Origin of the sequence: Pseudomonas sp. PA-1-3F, from assembly GCF_021609665.1 — a bacterium.
GTDB classification, from domain to species: domain Bacteria; phylum Pseudomonadota; class Gammaproteobacteria; order Pseudomonadales; family Pseudomonadaceae; genus Aquipseudomonas; species Aquipseudomonas paracarnis.
On record NZ_WJZD01000008.1, the window covers coordinates 104,142 to 123,135 of the forward strand.

Here is an 18,994-nt window from a genome sequence, read left to right on the forward strand (position 1 = left end):
GCACAGGTGTCGTGGCAGAGGCTAGCGGCATAATGTTTCGGGCTTTTGCGTAAGACCAAATCCGAAGGGTCTGTAGGACCAATTACAGATATTGGCCCGCACGCCTCTAAAACAAGGCTGGGCCAATAATCTTCATGTTACGCAGTGTTTCATGATGGTGGGCTTATTGTGGCCAGAGATTGCTCCCGCTGGGCTGCGCAGCAGCCCCAAAAAACGGGCGCGCTGCGCACGCCAGCGGAAGCAATCTATGGTCACAGGTGATCAGCTCAGACCGCTTCGAGCTTGGCGTAACCCATCATCAGCCACTTGCTGCCCTCGGCGAAGTTCACCTGCACCCGCGCCTGGGCGCCTGCGCCTTCGAAGTTGAGGATCACGCCTTCGCCGAAGATCGCATGCTTGACCTGCTGGCCCAGGCTGAACGGGGTTTCCGGTATTTCGGAACCGGCAAACATGCTGCTGGAGTTCTGTTGCTGGCCACCGCCGAACGGGCGGCTGACGCTGTTGGACAAGCGTACTTCCTGGATCAGCCCTTTCGGCACCTCACGTACGAAGCGCGACACCTTGTTGTAGGTTTCGCTGCCATACAGGCGTCGGGTCTCGGCGTAGGTCATCACCAGGTTCTGCATCGCCCGGGTGATGCCCACGTAGGCCAGGCGGCGTTCTTCTTCAAGGCGGCCGGGCTCTTCCAGGCTCATCTTGTGAGGGAACAGGCCTTCTTCCATGCCCACCAGGAACACATAAGGGAATTCCAGGCCTTTGGCGCTGTGCAAGGTCATCAGCTGGATGCTGTCTTCATGCTCGTCGGCCTGGGTATCGCCGGCTTCCAGCGAGGCGTGGCCCAGGAAGGCGGCGAGCGGCGTCAGCTCTTCGTCGTCCTCGGTGTTTTCGAACGCGCGGGCGGCGCTGACCAGTTCCTCAAGGTTTTCTACCCGGGCCTGGCCTTTCTCGCCTTTTTCCGCTTCGTGATAGGCGATCAGCCCGGACTGCTCGATCACGGTCTGAGTCATCAGGTGCAGCGGCATCTCTGCGCACTTGGCGGCCAGGTTCTCGATCAGCTCGACAAACACCCCCAACGCCCCCGCAGCACGGCCAGTCAGGCCTTTGTTGGCGATCAGCAAGCGCATGGCTTCCCACATCGACACATCGGCATGGCGCGCATGGTCGCGGATCGCTTCGACGGTTTTCTCGCCAATGCCACGCGCCGGGATGTTGATCACCCGCTCCAGCGCTGCATCGTTACCCCGGCCTTCCAGCAAGCGCAGATAGGCCATGGCGTTCTTGATTTCGGCACGTTCGAAGAAGCGCTGGCCGCCGTAGATGCGGTACGGGATGCGTTCGCGCAGCAAGGCCTCTTCCAGCACCCGTGATTGGGCGTTGGAACGGTACAGAATCGCGATATCGCTGCGGGCCAGGCCGGTTTTCAGTGCGCTTTCAATGGTTTCGACCACGTAGCGCGCTTCATCGTGCTCATTGAACGCCGCGTATAGGTTGATCGCTTCGCCTTCGCCGCCGTCGGTCCACAGCTCTTTGCCCAGGCGCCCGGTGTTGTTGGCGATCAAGGCGTTGGCCGCCTTGAGGATCCCGGCGGTGGAGCGGTAATTCTGCTCCAGGCGGATGGTCACCGCGTCCGGGAAGTCTTCGGAATACTGGTAGATGTTCTCGATTTTCGCGCCACGCCAGCCGTAGATCGACTGGTCGTCATCGCCCACCACCATCAGGCTGTCACCGCCCTTGGCCAGTAGACGCAACCAGGCGTACTGCACGGCGTTGGTGTCCTGGAACTCGTCCACCAGGATATGGCGGAAGCGTTTCTGGTAATGGGCCAGCAAACCGGGGTTGTCGCGCCACAGGTCGAGGGCACGCAGCAGCAGTTCGGAGAAGTCGATGACGCCAGCGCGCACGCAGGCCGCTTCATAGGCCTCATAAATGCTGCGCATGGTGGCCAGGAACAGGTCGCCGCTGGCCTGGATATGTTGCGGGCGCAGGCCCTCGTCTTTCTGGCCATTGATAAACCACTGTGCCTGGCGCGCCGGCCAGCGTTGTTCGTCCAGGCCCAGTTCGCGGATCACGCGCTTGACCAGGCGTTGCTGGTCGTCGCTGTCGAGAATCTGGAAGGTCTGGCTCAGTCCGGCTTCCTGCCAATGCGCCCGCAACAGGCGGTGCGCCAGGCCGTGGAAGGTGCCCACCCACATGCCGGCCGGGCTGATGCCCATCAACTGCTCGATGCGATGACGCATCTCGGCAGCAGCCTTGTTGGTGAAGGTCACCGACAGGATGGAATGCGGGGACGCGTTTTCGACCTGGATCAACCAGGCAATACGGTGCACCAGCACTCGGGTTTTACCGGAGCCAGCACCGGCCAGGACCAACTGACGGCCAACGGGGGCCGCTACGGCCTGGCGTTGGGCATCGTTGAGGGAGTTCAGCAAAAGAGAGAGATCATCGCGCATCGACGCATTCTATGGGCCTTGGGGGGCCTGGGCAAATCCCAATGCCGGATGGTCGATGCAAAACGCCTGCAAGCTACCGACGGGCGAACATTCTGACGGGGGTGATGACCGGTTGGTCATCGCCCGCAGCCCATGCTGTGTCTTGCTCAAGCGGTCTGGGCCAAAGGTTTGCGGCCAATCGCAGCAGGTTTTTTATGACTTGTAGCAGTTTGGCCCAGGCGCTTGCTTGTGTATGCTCCGTCGACGTTTCGGGCTCACCATTATAAGAACACCGCCTATGACCCTTAGCACCGACCTGTTTGGCCCCTCGCCGGCCCCAGCGCAGGTCATCCGTAAACACTATGCAACCGAAATCGCGGTTGAGCGCACGCGCCTGCTGTATCAAGGTTCGTTGCTGCCGACGCTGCTGATGCTGGTCAACGGCCTGGTCTGCGCCTGGTTGCTGTGGAACCCCAATCAGTACCTGCTGGACAGCGTCTGGCTGCTCTGGCTGCTTGCCCTGGTGGCGATGCGCGTGATTCAAGTGGCAGCCTTTGATTCGGCCATGCCCAGCCGGCAGGCCCAGCCTGTGTGGCGCCGTATGTTCATGCTCGGCTCGGCGGTCAGTGGTCTGACCCTCTCCGTTGCGGCCATTGCCCTGGTGCCCACGGACAGCTTCATGCATCAGGCCTGGGTGTTTGGCCTGATCGGCGCCGCCACCTTGTCGGCCAGCGTGGCCTATGCCGTGAGCTTTTGGGCTTACCTGTCGTTTGCCTTGCCGTGCCTGGTGCCGGCCATCGTCTACCTGTTCTGGGATGGCACCCCGCAGCAACAAGGCTGGGGCGTGCTCGGGCTGATCCTGCTGGCGTCCCTGAGCCTGGTCGCGTGGCAGGTCAACCGCCTGATCCAGCGCGGGTTGTTGCGCCGTTTCCAGAACCAGGCCCTGATCGAGCATTTACAGCAGGCGCAGCAACGCAGTGAGCAGTTGAACCAGGACCTGGTGCGCGAAGTCGAGCAGCGCCGCGAGGTGGAGCAGAACTTGCGTGAAGCCCAGGTCGGTCTGCAAGATCGTGTGGCGCAACGCAGCCAGCAATTGGATGCTGCCAGCCTCGCCTTGAGTAAAAGCGAAGCGCGCCTGGCTATGGCCCTGCAAGCCAGTGAGCTGGGCCTGTGGGACTGGAACCTGCAAACCGACGAGGTCCACCACACGCAACTCAAGGAGTTGTTTGGCCTGGAGCCCGAATACGTCACGGCGATGCTCAGCCACCTCAAACCGCGCCTGCACCCCGACGATCTGCCACTGCTCAAGCACGCACTGGTAGAGCATCTCAAAGGCCGCAGCGAGGACTATCAGGTGGAGTACCGGATACGTCATGGCGATGGGCATTGGGTGTGGATCGAAGACCGCGGGCGCGCCGTGGAGCGCACGCCCAGTGGCCGCGTCGTCCGTATGCTGGGCACGCGCCGCGACATCAGCGCCGGCAAGGCGGTGGAGGAGCAGCAACGCCTGGCTTCGACGGTGTTCGAGGCGGCCAGCGAAGGCATTGTGATCCTCGACCCGAACTACGCGCTGATCGCCGTGAACCAGGCGTTCAGCCGCGTCACCGGTTTCGACATCGACGACATGCTTGGCCGCAACGTCGTGGAACTGCCCAGCAGTCGCGATGCGCGGCGCCACTTCCCGCTGATCCGCCAGGCATTGCTCAGCCACGGCACCTGGCAGGGCGAATTGGTGGAGACGCGCAAGAACGGCGAACTGTACCCGCAATGGCTACAGCTAAATGTGGTGCGTGATGTACGGGGGAACGTCAGTCATATCGTAGGATTCTTCGCCGATCTGTCCGCCCGGCGCGAGTCGGAAGAGCGCATGCGCTACCTCACCCACTACGACGAGTTGACCGGCCTGGCCAACCGCTCGCTGTTTCGCGAACGGCTGCGCGAAGCTCACCAGCGGGTGCGCCAAGGCGGTCGCAGCCTCGCGCTGCTGCATATCAACCTCGACCGCTTCAAATTGCTCAATGACAGCCTGGGCCATGAAGTGGCCGACCAACTGCTGCAGAAAATGGCGCGGCGCTTGATCAACGCGCTGCCGGAGGCCGACACCATTGCGCGCCTGTCCGGTGATGAGTTCGCCGTACTGTTTGACGCCTATGGCAACTTATCCAGCCTGGCGCGGGTGGCGACCCGGTTGCTGGCGAAGCTGCGCGTGCCGGTGAACGTGCAGGGCCATGAGCTGGTGGTAAGCGCCTCTATGGGCGTCAGCCTGCTGCCTGATAACGCACGGGAGATTTCTGCACTGGTCAGCCAGGCGAATATGGCGATGCAGCACGCCAAGCATTTGGGCGGGAATAATTTCCAGTTCTTCACCGACAGCCTGCAAGCCAGCACCCTGGAGCGTTTGCAGCTGGAAAACCACCTGCGCAAAGCCATCGACGAGCGTCAGCTCACGGTGTTTTACCAACCCAAGCTGTGCCTGGTCACTGGCAAGCTGAAGGCTGCCGAGGCGTTGGTCCGCTGGGAGCATCCGCAATGGGGCATGGTGCCGCCGAGTGACTTTATCGGTTTGGCGGAAGAAACCGGCTTGATCGTGCCGTTGGGCGAATTTGTGCTGCGCCAGGCCTGCTGGCAGGCCTGCGAATGGCAGCGTCAGGGGCTGGCGCCGATTCGCGTGTCGGTCAACCTGTCGGTGCATCAGCTGCGCCAGGGCAAGCTGGTCAGCCTGGTGCGCCAAGTGCTGGAGGAAACCGCACTGGACCCGCAGTACCTGGAGCTGGAACTGACCGAAAGCCAGTTGCTCGACAGCGTTGAACACATCATCGCCACCTTCCAGCAATTGCGCGACCTGGGGGTGAAGCTGGCCATCGACGACTTTGGCACCGGTTATTCGTCCCTCAGCTACCTCAAGCGTATCCCGGTGGACTACGTAAAAATCGACCAGGCCTTTATCCGGGGGCTTGGCCAGGGGCGCGAGGATGCGGCCATCACCCGTGCGATCATCGCCATGGCCCACGGGTTGGCGCTCAAGGTAGTGGCCGAAGGGGTGGAGGATCAGCAGCAGCTGGATTTCCTGCGCGGTGAGCAGTGTGACGAGGTACAGGGTTACCTGATCAGCCCGCCCATGAGGGCCGAAGGGCTGGCGGATTTGTTACGCAAAAACGCAGATTTTTCTTAACGCAGCGTAGGCCGCCTTTATGGCTACATAGCGGCTGCCCGCTGAATCAGAGGGGAGCAGGGCGATTTAGTGATGCATCTAACGGGCAAAACGACAATTCTTGTAGTATAACTACAAGCTTGCTACATCCCTGGCGCCTGCCAATAACAAGAGTCCTGCCCTTTGAACCTGTTGCAACATATCGCCCAGTCGCGCCACCTGTTACGCAAATCGGAACTCAAGGTTGCCGATCATGTGCTGCTTGACCCTGCGGCTGTGATGCACAGTTCCATGGCCGACCTGGCCCACAGCGTGGGCATCAGCGAGCCGACCATCGTGCGCTTCTGCCGCGCCATTGGTTGCTCCGGCTTTCAGGACCTCAAGCTCAAGCTGGCGCAAAGCCTGGCTGCCGGGGCGAGCTTCGGCCAGTTTGCAATCCATGAAGACGACTCCGTTGCCGACTACAGCCTGAAAATCTTCGACACCACCTTGCACACCTTGATGGAAGTGCGTGAGAAGCTCGACCCGGTGGAGCTGCAAAAGGCCGTGACCGCAATGTCCCAGGCCCAGCGCGTCGAGTTCTACGGCTTCGGTGCGTCCGGCGCGGTGGCGGCCGATGCCCAGCACAAGTTCTTCCGCCTGCTGCTGACCGCCGCGGCCTACAGCGACCCGCACATGCAGGCGATGTCGGCGGTGACCTTGAAGCCCACTGACGTGGCCATCTGCATTTCCCAATCAGGTCGTTCCAAAGACCTGCTGATCACCGCCAACCTGGTGCGTGAGAGCGGCGCGTCGTTGATTACCCTGTGCCCGAGCCAGACGCCATTGGCGGAGTTGTCCACGGTGAACCTGGCGATCGACGTGCATGAAGACACCGAAATCTACACGCCGCTGACCTCGCGCATTGCCCACCTGGTGGTCATCGACGTGTTGGCGATGGGCGTGGCCATGGCCCGTGGCCCGAGCCTGGTCAACCACCTCAAGAGCGTGAAGCGCAGCTTGCGTAGCCTTCGCCTCTCGCCAAAATCCGTCAAAGCCCTCGACGACTAAGCCCAGGCCATACTCGGTCAAAGTGTGGGAGCTGGCTTGCTGTGGCGAGGGAGCTTGCTCCCGCTGACTGCGCAGCAGTCTCCGGCTTTTTGGGGGCGCTTCGCACCCCAGCGCAAGCAAGCTTGCTCGCCACAGCGAACCAGCTCCCACAGGGAGTTTGCGTCAATTTCGCAAGATTCATCAACCTGTAATCCCCGCGCCGCCAAACCGTCATCCCCCACGCCCATCCTGTACTCCCCGTACTCGCATTGGGAGACTCCAAATGACCCGGCCCTACGAAGACAGCAACAGCACCGTCAAGACCCGTCGTCAGCAGGAAGACCAGCGCCGCATGGCGTTCCGTCGCGCCATCGAAGACCGTTGCGAGGAGCGCCAGTTGCTCCAGAGCATCAGTGACTACCCGGAACTGCATTGGCAGGCACCCGTGGCTGCCCAGCGAAACGCTCAGCCAGCGCGCTGATCTGCACCCGTTCGCTGCGAATAAAGCCCAGGAACGCATGGGCCACCGGTGACAGGCGTTTAGCCTTGGCCTGCACCAGGCACCAACTGCGGTACAGCGGCAGTTCTTCCACCGGCAGCTCCTTGAGCCCGCCGGTGGCCAACTCCAGGTTCAAGGCGTGGCGCGTCAGCAATGCCACGCCCAACCCTGCACTCACACATTCACGCTGCGCCTCGGCCGAGGCCACTTCCACCGTCTGGGTGAAGTGCACGCGTTTTTCCTTGAAGTATTCCTCGCAGGCCAGTCGCGTGCCAGAGCCCGGCTCGCGGATGAGCAGGGTATAAGGCTCCAGGTCCTGCAAGCGCAGTGGCCCTTGCAGGCTCAACGGATGATCTGGCAGCGCCACGGCGACAATCGGATTGTTGAGAAACGGCAGGAATTCCAGGCCCATGTCCTGGGGCACCATGGACATGATCACCAGGTCGTCGCGGTTGTCCGAGAGCCGGCGGATCACCTGGGCACGGTTGACCACCGTGAGCTGCAATTGCACTTCCGGATGCTGGCGCTTGAAGGCGGCGAACAGGTGCGGCACGAAATACTTGGCGCTGGACTCCACCGCCAGTTTCAGTTGGCCTTGCAGTGAACCCTGCATGTCCGACAGCTGCATATCGAGGTTTTCCAGGCGCCCGAAGATGTCGCGGCTGGCCCGTTGCAAAGCTTCGGCGGCCTCGGTCATGTAGAGTTTTTTGCCGACATAGTCGAACAGCGGCTGGCCGATCAGTTCTTCCAGCTGGCGAATTTGCAGGCTGACCGCCGGTTGGGTGAGGGACATTTCCTCGGCGGCACGGCTGTAGGAACGCAAATCACACACTTCATTGAAGATCTGCAATTGACGCAATGTCATACGCATCAATGACTTACGCATTTTATAAAGCCTCGGCCCCTTGGTGTTCCGGCTAACTATAAGTCTTTACTTATACACAACCCAATAATTATTGATTTTTGTTAATTCTCCTGTGCGCATAGTGTGTGTCTCGCGACTGTCATGAAACATTTGGTCACGCGCCGGCCCGGCTGCAACGGGTCGAAGCACGCAAATCGGCTCAAGGGAATTTCCAAGTGATAAAAAAGATCCTGATCGCCAACCGTGGTGAAATTGCCGTACGAATCGTGCGTGCCTGCGCCGAGATGGGCATTCGCTCGGTCGCGGTTTATTCGGACGCCGACCGCCATGCGTTGCACGTCAAGCGTGCCGACGAAGCCCACAGCATCGGTGCCGAGCCGCTCGCCGGTTACTTGAACCCGCGCAAGCTGGTGAACCTGGCGGTGGAAACCGGCTGCGATGCGCTGCACCCCGGCTACGGCTTCCTGTCGGAAAACGCCGAATTGGCAGATATCTGTGCCGAGCGCGGCATCAAGTTCATCGGCCCCTCGGCAGAAGTGATTCGCCGCATGGGCGACAAGACCGAAGCGCGCCGCAGCATGATCAAGGCCGGTGTGCCGGTCACGCCGGGCACCGAAGGCAACGTTGCCGACATCCACGAAGCCCTCACTGAAGGCGACCGTATCGGTTACCCGGTGATGCTCAAGGCCACCTCCGGTGGTGGCGGCCGTGGCATTCGTCGTTGCAACAGTCGCGAAGAACTTGAACAAGCCTTTCCCCGCGTGATTTCCGAAGCCACCAAGGCCTTCGGTTCGGCGGAAGTGTTCTTGGAAAAATGCATCGTCAATCCCAAGCACATCGAGGCGCAGATCCTCGGCGACAGCTTTGGCAACGTGGTGCACCTGTTCGAGCGTGACTGCTCGATCCAGCGTCGCAACCAGAAGCTGATCGAAATCGCCCCCAGCCCGCAACTGACCCCGGAACAGCGCGCCTACATCGGCGATCTGTCGGTGCGCGCCGCCAAGGCCGTGGGCTACGAGAACGCCGGCACCGTGGAGTTCCTGCTCGCCGAGGGCGAGGTGTACTTCATGGAGATGAACACGCGGGTGCAGGTGGAACACACCATCACCGAAGAAATCACCGGCATCGATATCGTTCGCGAGCAAATCCGCATCGCCTCCGGCCTGCCGTTGTCGGTCAAGCAGGAAGATATCCAGCACCGTGGTTTCGCGTTGCAGTTTCGTATCAACGCTGAAGACCCGAAGAACAACTTCCTCCCAAGCTTCGGCAAGATCACCCGTTACTACGCCCCTGGCGGCCCCGGCGTGCGTACCGACACGGCGATCTACACCGGCTACACCATCCCGCCGTTCTATGACTCCATGTGCCTGAAACTGGTGGTGTGGGCGTTGACCTGGGAAGAAGCCATGGACCGCGGCCTGCGTGCCCTGGACGACATGCGCCTGCAAGGCGTGAAGACCACTGCCGCCTATTATCAGGAAATCCTGCGCAACCCGGAATTCCGTAGCGGCCAGTTCAATACAAGCTTTGTGGAAAGCCACCCTGAGCTGACCAACTACTCGATCAAGCGCAAACCCGAAGAGCTGGCCCTGGCCATCGCCGCCGCCATCGCCGCCCACGCAGGCCTGTGAGGAATATAACAATGAGCAAGAAGATCTTCGTAACCGACACCATCCTGCGCGACGCCCACCAATCGTTGCTGGCCACCCGCATGCGCACCGACGACATGCTGCCGATCTGCGACAAGCTCGACAAAGTCGGCTACTGGTCCCTGGAAGTCTGGGGCGGCGCGACCTTCGACGCCTGTGTGCGCTTCCTCAAGGAGGACCCGTGGGAGCGCCTGCGCCAACTGCGTGCCGCACTGCCCAATACGCGCCTGCAAATGCTGCTGCGCGGCCAGAACCTGCTGGGCTACCGCCATTACAGCGACGACGTGGTCAAAGCCTTCGTGGCCAAGGCGGCGGTCAACGGTATCGACGTGTTCCGCATTTTCGATGCAATGAACGACGTGCGTAACCTGCGCGTGGCCATTGAAGCGGTGAAAGCCGCTGGCAAACATGCACAAGGCACTATCGCCTACACCACCAGCCCAGTGCATACCGTGGAAGCGTTCGTGGCCCAGGCCAAGCAACTGGAAGCCATGGGCTGCGACTCCATCGCGATCAAGGACATGGCCGGCCTGCTCACGCCCTACGCCACTGGCGAGCTTGTCAAGGCGCTGAAAGCCGAGCAGAACCTGCCGATCTTTATCCACTCCCACGACACCGCCGGCCTGGCCGCGATGTGCCAACTCAAGGCCATCGAAAACGGTGCCGACCACATCGATACGGCCATCTCCAGCTTTGCCTGGGGCACCAGCCATCCGGGCACCGAGTCGATGGTCGCAGCCCTTAAAGGCAGCGAGTTCGACACCGGCCTCGATCTGGAACTGCTGCAAGAGATCGGCCTGTACTTCTACGCCGTGCGCAAGAAGTACCACCAGTTCGAGAGCGAATTCACCGCCGTCGACACCCGTGTGCAAGTCAACCAGGTGCCGGGCGGGATGATCTCCAACCTGGCCAACCAGCTCAAAGAGCAGGGCGCTCTGAACCGCATGAGCGAAGTGCTGGCCGAGATTCCACGAGTGCGTGAAGACCTCGGCTTCCCGCCACTGGTAACGCCGACCTCGCAGATCGTTGGCACCCAGGCGTTCTTCAACGTATTGGCCGGCGAGCGCTACAAAACCATCACCAACGAAGTGAAGCTCTACCTGCAAGGCGGTTACGGCAAGGCGCCGGGCACGGTGAACGAAAAACTGCGCCGCCAGGCCATCGGCAGCGAAGACGTGATCGACGTGCGCCCGGCGGATTTGCTCAAGCCGGAAATGACCAAGCTGCGCGGCGAAATCGGCGCATTGGCCAAGTCCGAAGAAGACGTGCTGACCTACGCCATGTTCCCGGACATCGGGCGCAAGTTCCTCGAAGAACGCGACGCCGGCACCCTGGCCCCTGAAGTGTTGTTGCCGATCCCGGAAGCGGGCGGCGTGGCCCGTGCTGGCGGTGAAGGTGTACCGACCGAATTCGTTATCGACGTGCACGGCGAAAGCTACCGTGTGGATATCACCGGTGTCGGTGTAAAGGCCGAAGGCAAGCGTCACTTCTACCTGTCCATCGACGGCATGCCGGAAGAAGTGGTGTTCGAGCCGCTAAACGAATTTGTCAGCAGCGGCGGCAGCAAGCGCAAGCACGCGACCGAACCGGGCCATGTCAGCACGGCGATGCCGGGCAATATCGTCGATGTGCTGGTCAAGGTCGGCGACGTGGTCAAGGCCGGCCAGGCCGTGCTGATTACCGAAGCCATGAAGATGGAGACCGAAGTGCAGGCAGCGATTGCCGGCAAGGTCGCCGCTGTTCATGTGGCCAAGGGCGACCGGGTGAACCCTGGGGAAATCCTGATCGAGATCGAAGGCTGATTACTCAGCCTTCCAACTACCGCTTAAACCTCGGGGGGGCATGTGCCCCCTTTTTTTTGCTGATTTTTTGACCATCAGGCGGTGATTGCCGGGCTCTCCTTGCGTTTGAATTCGACAAAAATGCCCTTCGGGGTGTAGATCAATTCAGGTTCCAGGGTGGTCAGGTTACTGCTGATGGCGCCGAACCTCCCATCAATGGTGGTCGCTTTGGCGATGGGTAGCTGGCGCTTGAGCAACTCGTCGCTCTCTGGCTGTACGTCAAGGTGCAGGGTGGGGTTCCCCAACGTTAATGTGTTGCCGACGTTCAGCACGGAGTGCTGTTGATCCACGCCGATTTTGAAATTCACGCTCGATCCTGGTTTCAGATTCAGATCATTGGTGATCCTTGTCCGCGCCGTAATAGCGGGGTCGAGCAGCAGGGTGCCGGCTACGTTAAGATTGTCGACGTTACCGCCGGAGTAGCTCGCGCCCGGCTCGATATCCATTGTGCCCTTGATCCCACTACGGTTGATCAACGTCGCGTCGCTGTACACCTTGCCTTGTCGGTTGGCGTGCAGTGCACCGGTCAGCTCCCAGGAGCCTTTGCCGACCCACAGATGCTGCATTCTTGTCGCCCCTTCAAAAGTCCCTCCTTCAGCATCGTCGAGAATCACCTGATTGGTGCCACTGCCCCCATCCACTTCGCCGTTGAAACGGCTGCCTTTCTTGATAATCAACAGATCGTCACCGCCTCCCATGTCGAGGGCTACGCCGTTGCCGCCGGTGATAACGCCCTGATTGGTCACTTCATCGGCTTTATTTCCGTCCAGCTTCACACCCGTGCCTGTTGCACCGGTGATGCCCCCTCGGTTATCCAGCCAGACAGAGGTGAGCCCGGAGCTGACCAAGCCATGAACAGGCGCCTTGATCTGTACATCCGGGCTGTTGACGATTTCAACGGCTGTCATGAGGTGGGGGTTAGCCAGATTGGCGTCGCTTTGGGTCAGTTTGGCCAAGTGGTCGATATTCATACCGTGACTGCTCGCTGAGCCTGGGGTAGTCATGAGTTTGATGGTATGGGTATTGAGCAAGCCATTGGACGGTTGGCTATGGGCAGTCTTGAGCTCGCCAGACAACGCTGGCGGGTGTGCAGGTGGCTCTGCTGGTGTGGCCGGGGTGACGGCAGCGGCGAGGGACTGGGTGCCATGGGCAAACAGCATGCCCATGGAAGGGATATACGAGAATGGCGAGATCATGGTTTCCGGCCTCTTCGGTGTAGGAGGCCGGAGTGTAGCGAGCACAATCACCGGCTTAATGTCAGGCGTTGTAACCGGCTTGAGCGTGAAGTTTCCTCAGTTGCTGTCTTAAAACCCCATCTTCCATTCGCCTACCAGCCCATGGTTACGGCTGTTACTGCCGACCTCAGCGGTGTACGCGACGCTCAGTGCCTGATGAGCAGAAAGGCCTATGTCCAACCCCGTGCGCAGGGCCAGGCTGTCGCGGTTCAGCGAGACGCCATCGACGGTGAAATCACTCTTTTCTCCGGTCAGGTCAATCAGTCGGGAAGATTGCTTCACGCTGCTTTGCACGTCGCCGTAGAGGTGCTTCCAGTGGGTGCTCAAATGCGGGGACAGGCTCATGTTGTTATCAAAACGATAAAGGCTGCCCAAGCGAAGCCCCAGGGTGCTGCTGAGGTTTTGCTGGGTTTGCGCACCGACATTCAACGCCGCAAAGCCGCCTTTTTCCTTGAAGCCTTCACGATGGTAGCGCTGGTACCCCAAGCCTGCGAACGGCTCGACGCTTAACGTATCCTTGCCCAGCTGGTAGCCCATTTCGCCAAACACGGTTTGGCTTTGGGCCGTGTATTTGCCTTTGAGTTGCTCGCGATAACCCAAGAAGTCGATATCGACACCGCGTTTGTTTTGCCCGTCATGGTTGCTGTAGATGGCACCCAGGCGCAGAGCCAGCGGGCCGTCCTGGCGTACGGCGTATGCGCCCAGATGCCAGCTGTCGAGCGCTGCTTTGAAACGCTTGTGCTCAAACTCGCTTTCGGATTTGCCTCCCACCACACCGGCACGCCAAGCGTGATCGACTGCCCAGTCGGCGCCCAGAACAACGCCCTTGGTGCTTTGCTGCAACCCGACGCTGCCATATTGGCCGTCAAGTTTGCCGTTGTGGCTGAGGCCTTTTACCCAGATGCGGCCATCGGCATCGTCTGCGACGTTTGCTGGCAGGTCGCGCAGGACCGAGAGCAGCGTGTCGCTGACCTGTTGCGTGCTCATTTGGGTGGCTGCGGCAAGGTTGGCGTTCTGGCTGCCCGCGAGTTGTTCGAGGGCCTGAGCGACCTTCCCCGGTGCGAGGTTATTGAGGTATTCGCCGATATTGCACAGTTCGTACCTGTCCCAGGGGGTGAGTTTGTCTGATTCAAGTAGCGATTTGACCGCCGCGTCCACGGCCAGGGCCAGGCGCTGGCCGTTGCGAGTGTTTGTGTGTTCGGCCAGGTAAAAATCGACGGGGGCGTCTGTCGAAAGGCGATGCAAGACGCCGTCACGATTGATTGACCCGGTCAGTTCTGTGATCCCGGACCGATCGAACACGTGTTCCACGCTTCCCTGCGCTTGGGCAAATTGAATGCTGCTGGCGGCCAGCCCGAAGGACATGACGAGCACGAGTCGCTGTAAGGTGAATGGCATGCAGTCCCAACCTCTTGATTAATGAGGCCGGGAATTTAGGCGAGGTGAGGGGGGGATAACTGTCAGGCCATCGACCCCTGATTTGCGGGAGTTGTCTCTAGTACGGTGCGATTAAAAACTCATCTGCCATTGGCCGGTCAGTGCATGGTTGCGGCTGTTGCCGCCCACTTCGCCTGTATAGCCCAGGCCCAGGCGATGGCGGGCGGATAAACCCAAGTCCAGGCCCGCTTCCAGCAACAGGCTGTCCCGATCCAGGGCGCTGCCTTGCACATTGAACGCCGTGCCCCCGGCCAGGAAAGCCTGGCCGGTGGTGCTGTCGACATCGCCATAGGTGTGCTTCCAGCCAACGCTGGCGCGGGGTGTGAGGCTGACGCCGTTGTCCAGCTGGCTCAGGTGCACCAGGCGCAGGCCGAAGGTGCTGCTGAAGTTGTCCTGGGTCTGGCCCTTGACGTGTAACGCAGCGGCGCCGCCTTTTTCGTTATAGCCGTCGCGCTGGTAGCGCTGGTAGCCCAGGTTGGCGAACGGCTCTGCGCTCAAGCGACCTGCGCCAAGGGCGTATCCCAGTTCAGCAAAAGCCTGCTGACTGTTGGCGTCATAGTCGCCTTTGGGGCGGTCGTTAAAACCGTTGAAGGCCACCGTGCGTTTACTGTCGCCTTGGTGCCCGCTGTAGGCAGCACCCAGGCGCAAGGCCAGTGGGCCACTCTGGCGCAGGGCATAGACGCCGGCGTGCCAGCTGTCGACGCTGCCGTCCACACCGGCGGTGTCCAGGTCGGTCTTGGAATAACCCCCCAGCACACCCAGGCGCCAGTCGCCGTCCAGCGCCCAATCGGCACCGAGCACTGTGCCCTTGGTGCGTTGGGTCAAACCGTCACTGCCGTGCTCGCCGTCGAGCTTGCCGTAGCTGCCGATACCTTGCAGCCACAGGCGGCCGCGGGCGTTCGGGTCATTGAGGTTGCGCACCTCGGCGGGTACGCCGGTGGCCGCCAGTGCGGGTGTGTCTTTGCCGTCCAGCCCCACCAGCAGTCCCGCACCGCCGCCCACCTGGTGCATGGCGGCGAGCATGCTGTTGCCAACTTGAGCACTGGCATTGAGGGTGGCGCTGGTGAGGCTGGCAGTGCTGCTGCCCGCCAGTTGCTCGATGGCTGCACCGGCTGTGGCGGTGGTGGTATTGAGCAGGGCGTTGTACAGCGGATTGTTCGTGCCCAGGCCCGCCAGGCTGCTGGCGGCGCTGGCACCGTTGGCGGTGCTGGCGAACTGGTTGAAGGCGATGTCGTTACGTGTGTACGTGAGGCCGACTTGAGTGGCGCTGTAGTCCAGGGTTGGGGTCAGGAAGGCGTAGTCGCTGGTAACCTTGCCAAACGTGCCGTTGATGCTACCGGCTTGCAGCACGCTGTAATGGCTTTGCCACGGGTAGGTGCCTTCGCCGGGGTTGACCGCCAGGGTCGCGCCATTAAGGTAAGCGGTGCCGCCGACCTTGATCGGTGCGCTACTGCCGTCGGCGTTGACGCCATAGGCGAGGGTCGAGCCGCTGCCCATGCGCAAGTCACGGCTGATGCTGGCGGTACCCAATGCGGTGTTGGTCTGCAGGGTGCCGTTCATCAGCAGGCTGCCCACCGAGCCGCCGCCGGCATACACACCGCCTGCATCGACCGTCACATTACCGGCAATGCCGCCTTGGTTGACCAGCTTGGCACCGCTGGAAATCTCGCCGCCGTCGCTGAAATCACCCTGGCCGGTCAACGTCCAGATGCCTTGCTTGACCTCCAGCCATTCAAGGTTGCGGCTGTCGCCAAAACTGCCCCCTGCGACGTCGTCCAGGGTCAGTCGGTCGTAACCGCTGCCGCCGTCCACTGTGCCGATAAAGCGGCTGCCATTGCGCAAGATCACGTGGTCGTCACCGCCGCCCAAGTCCAGGGCCAGGCCATTGCTGGCACTGATCGTGCCGCTATTGATGACTGTGTCGGCGTAATTGCCGACGAACTTCACACCAAAGCCATCCAGGCCTTGAATCGTGCCGTGGTTCTCCAGGGTGGTAGTCGCAAGCCCGGGCCCGTCGCTGCCGTCGTCCACCAGGATGGCATTGTTGGCACCACTGATCAGCGCGCCCTGGGCGTTGTAGATAGCGCCGCCGCCCAGGGCGATCCCGTCGCTGCCGTTGGCAAAGCCGTTCTTGTCGACACCCCCGGCGCCGACACCCTGGATGACGCCGTAGTTTTCGATATGGGCGATCTTGTCGATGTCCACGCCGTCACCGTCGCCATCCGGTTGCAGCCCGGAGAACGCGCCGGTGATGGTGCCGTGGTTGATCACTGTGCCGTCGCCATCGGAACCAAAGCCCGAGCCGTTGCGGCCGATCACCGTGCCGTAGTTGGTCAGCGTGGCGCCCTCGTCCGTGGTGATGCCATGGCGGCCACCGGAAATCAGGCCATAGTTGGTCACCGTCACGCCGCTGGCGGAGTCGATGTCCACGCCATCGAACTTGTCATCGCGGGAGAAGGTGTTGCCGGTGGAGATCTCACCGTAGTTAGTGATAGAGGCGTTGGCGCCAGTCTTCATGCCGTCGCTGGCCTCCCCGCGAATCAAGCCACCGGCACGGTTGATGATCGTGGTGGTGACGTTGCTGCTGCGCAGCGCATCCAGGTCCAGCCCTTGGCCGGTGGCCGAGCGAAGGGTGCCGCTGTTGTCGATCAGCACGCTGCCGCTGGCAACGTTACTGTTGATGCGCAACGCATCATTGGCGCCTTGGATCACCCCGCCGGCAAGGTTGTAAATGCTGTACCTGCGCTCCCCGCTGACACTTCCTGAACTGTCGATACCCCGACCGCCACTGGAGACCAGCTTGCCCGCGTTAGTCACCACCACCCCCGCACCGCGGGTGCCGTCCTTGAGCGTCACCGCCACCCCAGAGGTTGTAATGCTGCCAGGCGCCGACGTGGTCAACGTATCACTGCCCCCCAAGGTTTGCCCCTGGGTAGTAGGCGTGTCGATCTGCAGGGTCTTGGCTGCGGCTGCTTCGATGAAACCACCGCTGGCCAACAGGGTGATGGCGAGCGCGAGGCGTTGAGGAGACGGGGGCATGCTGGGCGACCTTGTTATGGCAAGCGAGTCGACCTGTATAGCGGAGGGGAGTTGCAGGAATGTGTCGAAAAGATGACGACAATGAATATGCAATCTATTGCAGATCCTTGAGCCTATTCAGCCTGAGCGCTGCAATATATTGCACATTCTGCACGTCAACCGCGCCGCACGTAGCCCTTGCCGAAATGCCGCTCCATCCGCGCCTGGATCAATTCGAGCCCCAGGGACATCACCCAATAAATGATCGCCGCCGTCGTGAGCATCTCGATATAGCGGTAGCTTGAGCGGCCATAGGACTGCGCCAGAAACATCACTTCCCACACGCCCATCACGGAGATCAGCGACGAATCCTTGAGCATCGAGATGAACTGGTTAGTGGCCGGCGGGATGATGGTGCGCATGGCCTGGGGCAGGGTCACGTGCCAGAAGATCGCCCTGTCGCGCATGCCCAGGGCCAGCGCAGCCTCGCGTTGACCATGGGGCACGCCGAGGATGCCAGCGCGGAAAATCTCGCTCAGGTAGGCGCCGTAATTCAGTGACAACGCGATGATCCCGGCGACGATGGCGCCTGGCACCAGCCCCAATTGCGGCAGGCCCAGGTAGATCAACAGGATCTGGATCAGTAGCGGCGTGCCGCGAAAGAACGAGGCGTAGAAACTGGCAATGCCGAACGCCACGGCACTTTTGGACAGGCGCCCCAACGCGGTGATAAAGCCCAGCACCGACGACGCGACAATGGCGCACAGGCACAAGAACAGCGTCAGCGCCGCGCCTTGCAGGAAGCCGTTGGGCGCAAGGTGCAGGCCGACCAGGTTGGGCAGCTTGTCGAGGATGATCGAGAACTTCAGGTCAAAGCTAAGGAAGAAACTCGCAAACAGCGCGAACAGCGCCGCCCAGGTCAGGTAAAGCCGTAGGCGAAAACTCATCGGCTTATATCGGCGCCGATCCATTTTTGCGACAGCGCGCTCAAGGTGCCGTCCTGCTTGAGCTGGGCGAAGACCTCACGCACTTTGCTGTCCCACTGCGGGTCGCCTTTCTCGATGGCCACCGAGTTGGGCTCCGAGTACAGCGGCGCACCGGCGAGCTTGAAACGCTTGTCCTGGGTCAGGCGCGGCTGCGCGGTGACCAGGTTGGTGAGGATCGCATCCAGGCGCACGCCAGCGCCCAGGCCCAGATCCTGGAACGCCACGTTGTCGGTGTCGTACGGGGCGATCTGCACCTCCTCGAACGGGTACTGCAACTGCGTGTCTTCGGCGCCTTCGATCACCAGGTTCTTGTTCAGGTAGCTTTCGTAGCTAGAGGCGCTGGTGAGGCCGACTTTCTTGCCGCTCAGGTCCTTGGCTTCGTGGATGCGGTCGTCCTTGGCATTGACCACAATCACGGCGGGCGAGGCGTAGTACTCCACCGGGAAGTCGAACACCTCGGCGCGTGCCTTGCTTGGGGTCATGGAACAGATGCAGATGTCGTAGCGCCCGCTCCAGCGGCCGGCGGCGATCACGTCCCAGGACGGGGTTTCCAGGCGCAACTTCACGCCCAGTTTTTGCGCCACGGCCTTGGCCACGTCCACGTCGAAACCGTCGAGCTGGTTCTGGTCATTGAGAAATGAAAACGGCGGATAGCTTTCCATCAGCACGCCGACCAGCTCTTTCTTCTGCTCGACACGATCCAGCGTGGCACCGCCAAAGGCTTGGGTTGAAGCAGCCAACATCGTCAGGCCCAGGGCCAACAGCGGTCTGAATTTCAAAATCGAACACCTGAATAAAAAAGAGGTTGTTATTAACCGAACGGTACGCATTAAATAGTTATAAGAACGACTCTCA

At 61.0% G+C, this 18,994-nt stretch carries 12 protein-coding genes; 5 read left to right on the top strand and 7 right to left on the bottom strand.

Annotated features, from left to right (window positions below; genetic code table 11):
• Nucleotides 1-266: 266 nt before the first annotated feature.
• Nucleotides 267-2,450, bottom strand: coding sequence for a DNA helicase II (uvrD, locus tag GIV26_RS07680; RefSeq protein ID WP_014720554.1), 2,184 nt, complete (start codon nt 2,448-2,450; stop codon nt 267-269).
• A gap of 277 nt (nt 2,451-2,727) precedes the next feature.
• Between uvrD and GIV26_RS07685 the strand changes: the two genes are divergently transcribed.
• From GIV26_RS07685 to GIV26_RS07695, 3 genes are all read left to right on the top strand, one after another.
• Complete coding sequence (locus tag GIV26_RS07685; RefSeq protein ID WP_236279980.1) at nt 2,728-5,601, top strand: putative bifunctional diguanylate cyclase/phosphodiesterase; 2,874 nt, start codon at nt 2,728-2,730, stop codon at nt 5,599-5,601.
• 162 nt (nt 5,602-5,763) lie between these two features.
• Nucleotides 5,764-6,630, top strand: coding sequence for a transcriptional regulator HexR (gene hexR / locus GIV26_RS07690; RefSeq protein WP_003177007.1), 867 nt, complete (start codon nt 5,764-5,766; stop codon nt 6,628-6,630).
• Between the two features lie 262 nt (nt 6,631-6,892).
• Complete coding sequence (locus tag GIV26_RS07695; RefSeq protein WP_073526287.1) at nt 6,893-7,090, top strand: PA3496 family putative envelope integrity protein; 198 nt, start codon at nt 6,893-6,895, stop codon at nt 7,088-7,090.
• Here GIV26_RS07695 and GIV26_RS07700 read toward each other — a convergent pair.
• Nucleotides 7,020-7,994: a LysR family transcriptional regulator gene (locus GIV26_RS07700; protein WP_034129151.1), complete on the bottom strand. Its 975-nt coding sequence runs from the start codon at nt 7,992-7,994 to the stop codon at nt 7,020-7,022. The genes GIV26_RS07695 and GIV26_RS07700 overlap by 71 nt on opposite strands.
• 194 nt (nt 7,995-8,188) lie before the next feature.
• Here GIV26_RS07700 and GIV26_RS07705 point away from each other — a divergent pair, with 194 nt between their 5' ends.
• The gene (locus GIV26_RS07705) at nt 8,189-9,604 is read left to right on the top strand and encodes an acetyl-CoA carboxylase biotin carboxylase subunit (RefSeq protein WP_003195732.1); all 1,416 of its coding nucleotides are present in this window, start codon (nt 8,189-8,191) and stop codon (nt 9,602-9,604) included.
• 11 nt (nt 9,605-9,615) lie between these two features.
• The gene (gene oadA / locus GIV26_RS07710; protein WP_034129149.1) at nt 9,616-11,424 is read left to right on the top strand and encodes a sodium-extruding oxaloacetate decarboxylase subunit alpha; all 1,809 of its coding nucleotides are present in this window, start codon (nt 9,616-9,618) and stop codon (nt 11,422-11,424) included.
• Between the two features lie 74 nt (nt 11,425-11,498).
• On the opposite strand, the gene GIV26_RS07715 is transcribed toward oadA, so the two are convergent.
• The 5 genes from GIV26_RS07715 to GIV26_RS07735 form a co-directional block, all read right to left on the bottom strand.
• Nucleotides 11,499-12,434, bottom strand: a complete 936-nt coding sequence (locus tag GIV26_RS07715) for a hypothetical protein (RefSeq protein ID WP_127880328.1) — start codon at nt 12,432-12,434, stop codon at nt 11,499-11,501.
• A gap of 333 nt (nt 12,435-12,767) precedes the next feature.
• Nucleotides 12,768-14,063, bottom strand: coding sequence for an autotransporter outer membrane beta-barrel domain-containing protein (locus tag GIV26_RS07720; protein WP_236279982.1), 1,296 nt, complete (start codon nt 14,061-14,063; stop codon nt 12,768-12,770).
• A gap of 144 nt (nt 14,064-14,207) precedes the next feature.
• Nucleotides 14,208-17,174 (bottom strand): autotransporter outer membrane beta-barrel domain-containing protein, encoded by a 2,967-nt coding sequence (locus GIV26_RS07725; RefSeq protein WP_236279991.1) that lies wholly within the window; start codon nt 17,172-17,174, stop codon nt 14,208-14,210.
• Between the two features lie 155 nt (nt 17,175-17,329).
• The gene (locus GIV26_RS07730) at nt 17,330-18,100 is read right to left on the bottom strand and encodes an amino acid ABC transporter permease (RefSeq protein WP_014720547.1); all 771 of its coding nucleotides are present in this window, start codon (nt 18,098-18,100) and stop codon (nt 17,330-17,332) included.
• Nucleotides 18,097-18,918 (bottom strand): ABC transporter substrate-binding protein, encoded by an 822-nt coding sequence (locus GIV26_RS07735; RefSeq protein WP_034129145.1) that lies wholly within the window; start codon nt 18,916-18,918, stop codon nt 18,097-18,099. The genes GIV26_RS07730 and GIV26_RS07735 overlap by 4 nt, the downstream gene beginning before the upstream one ends.
• Nucleotides 18,919-18,994: the final 76 nt, after the last annotated feature.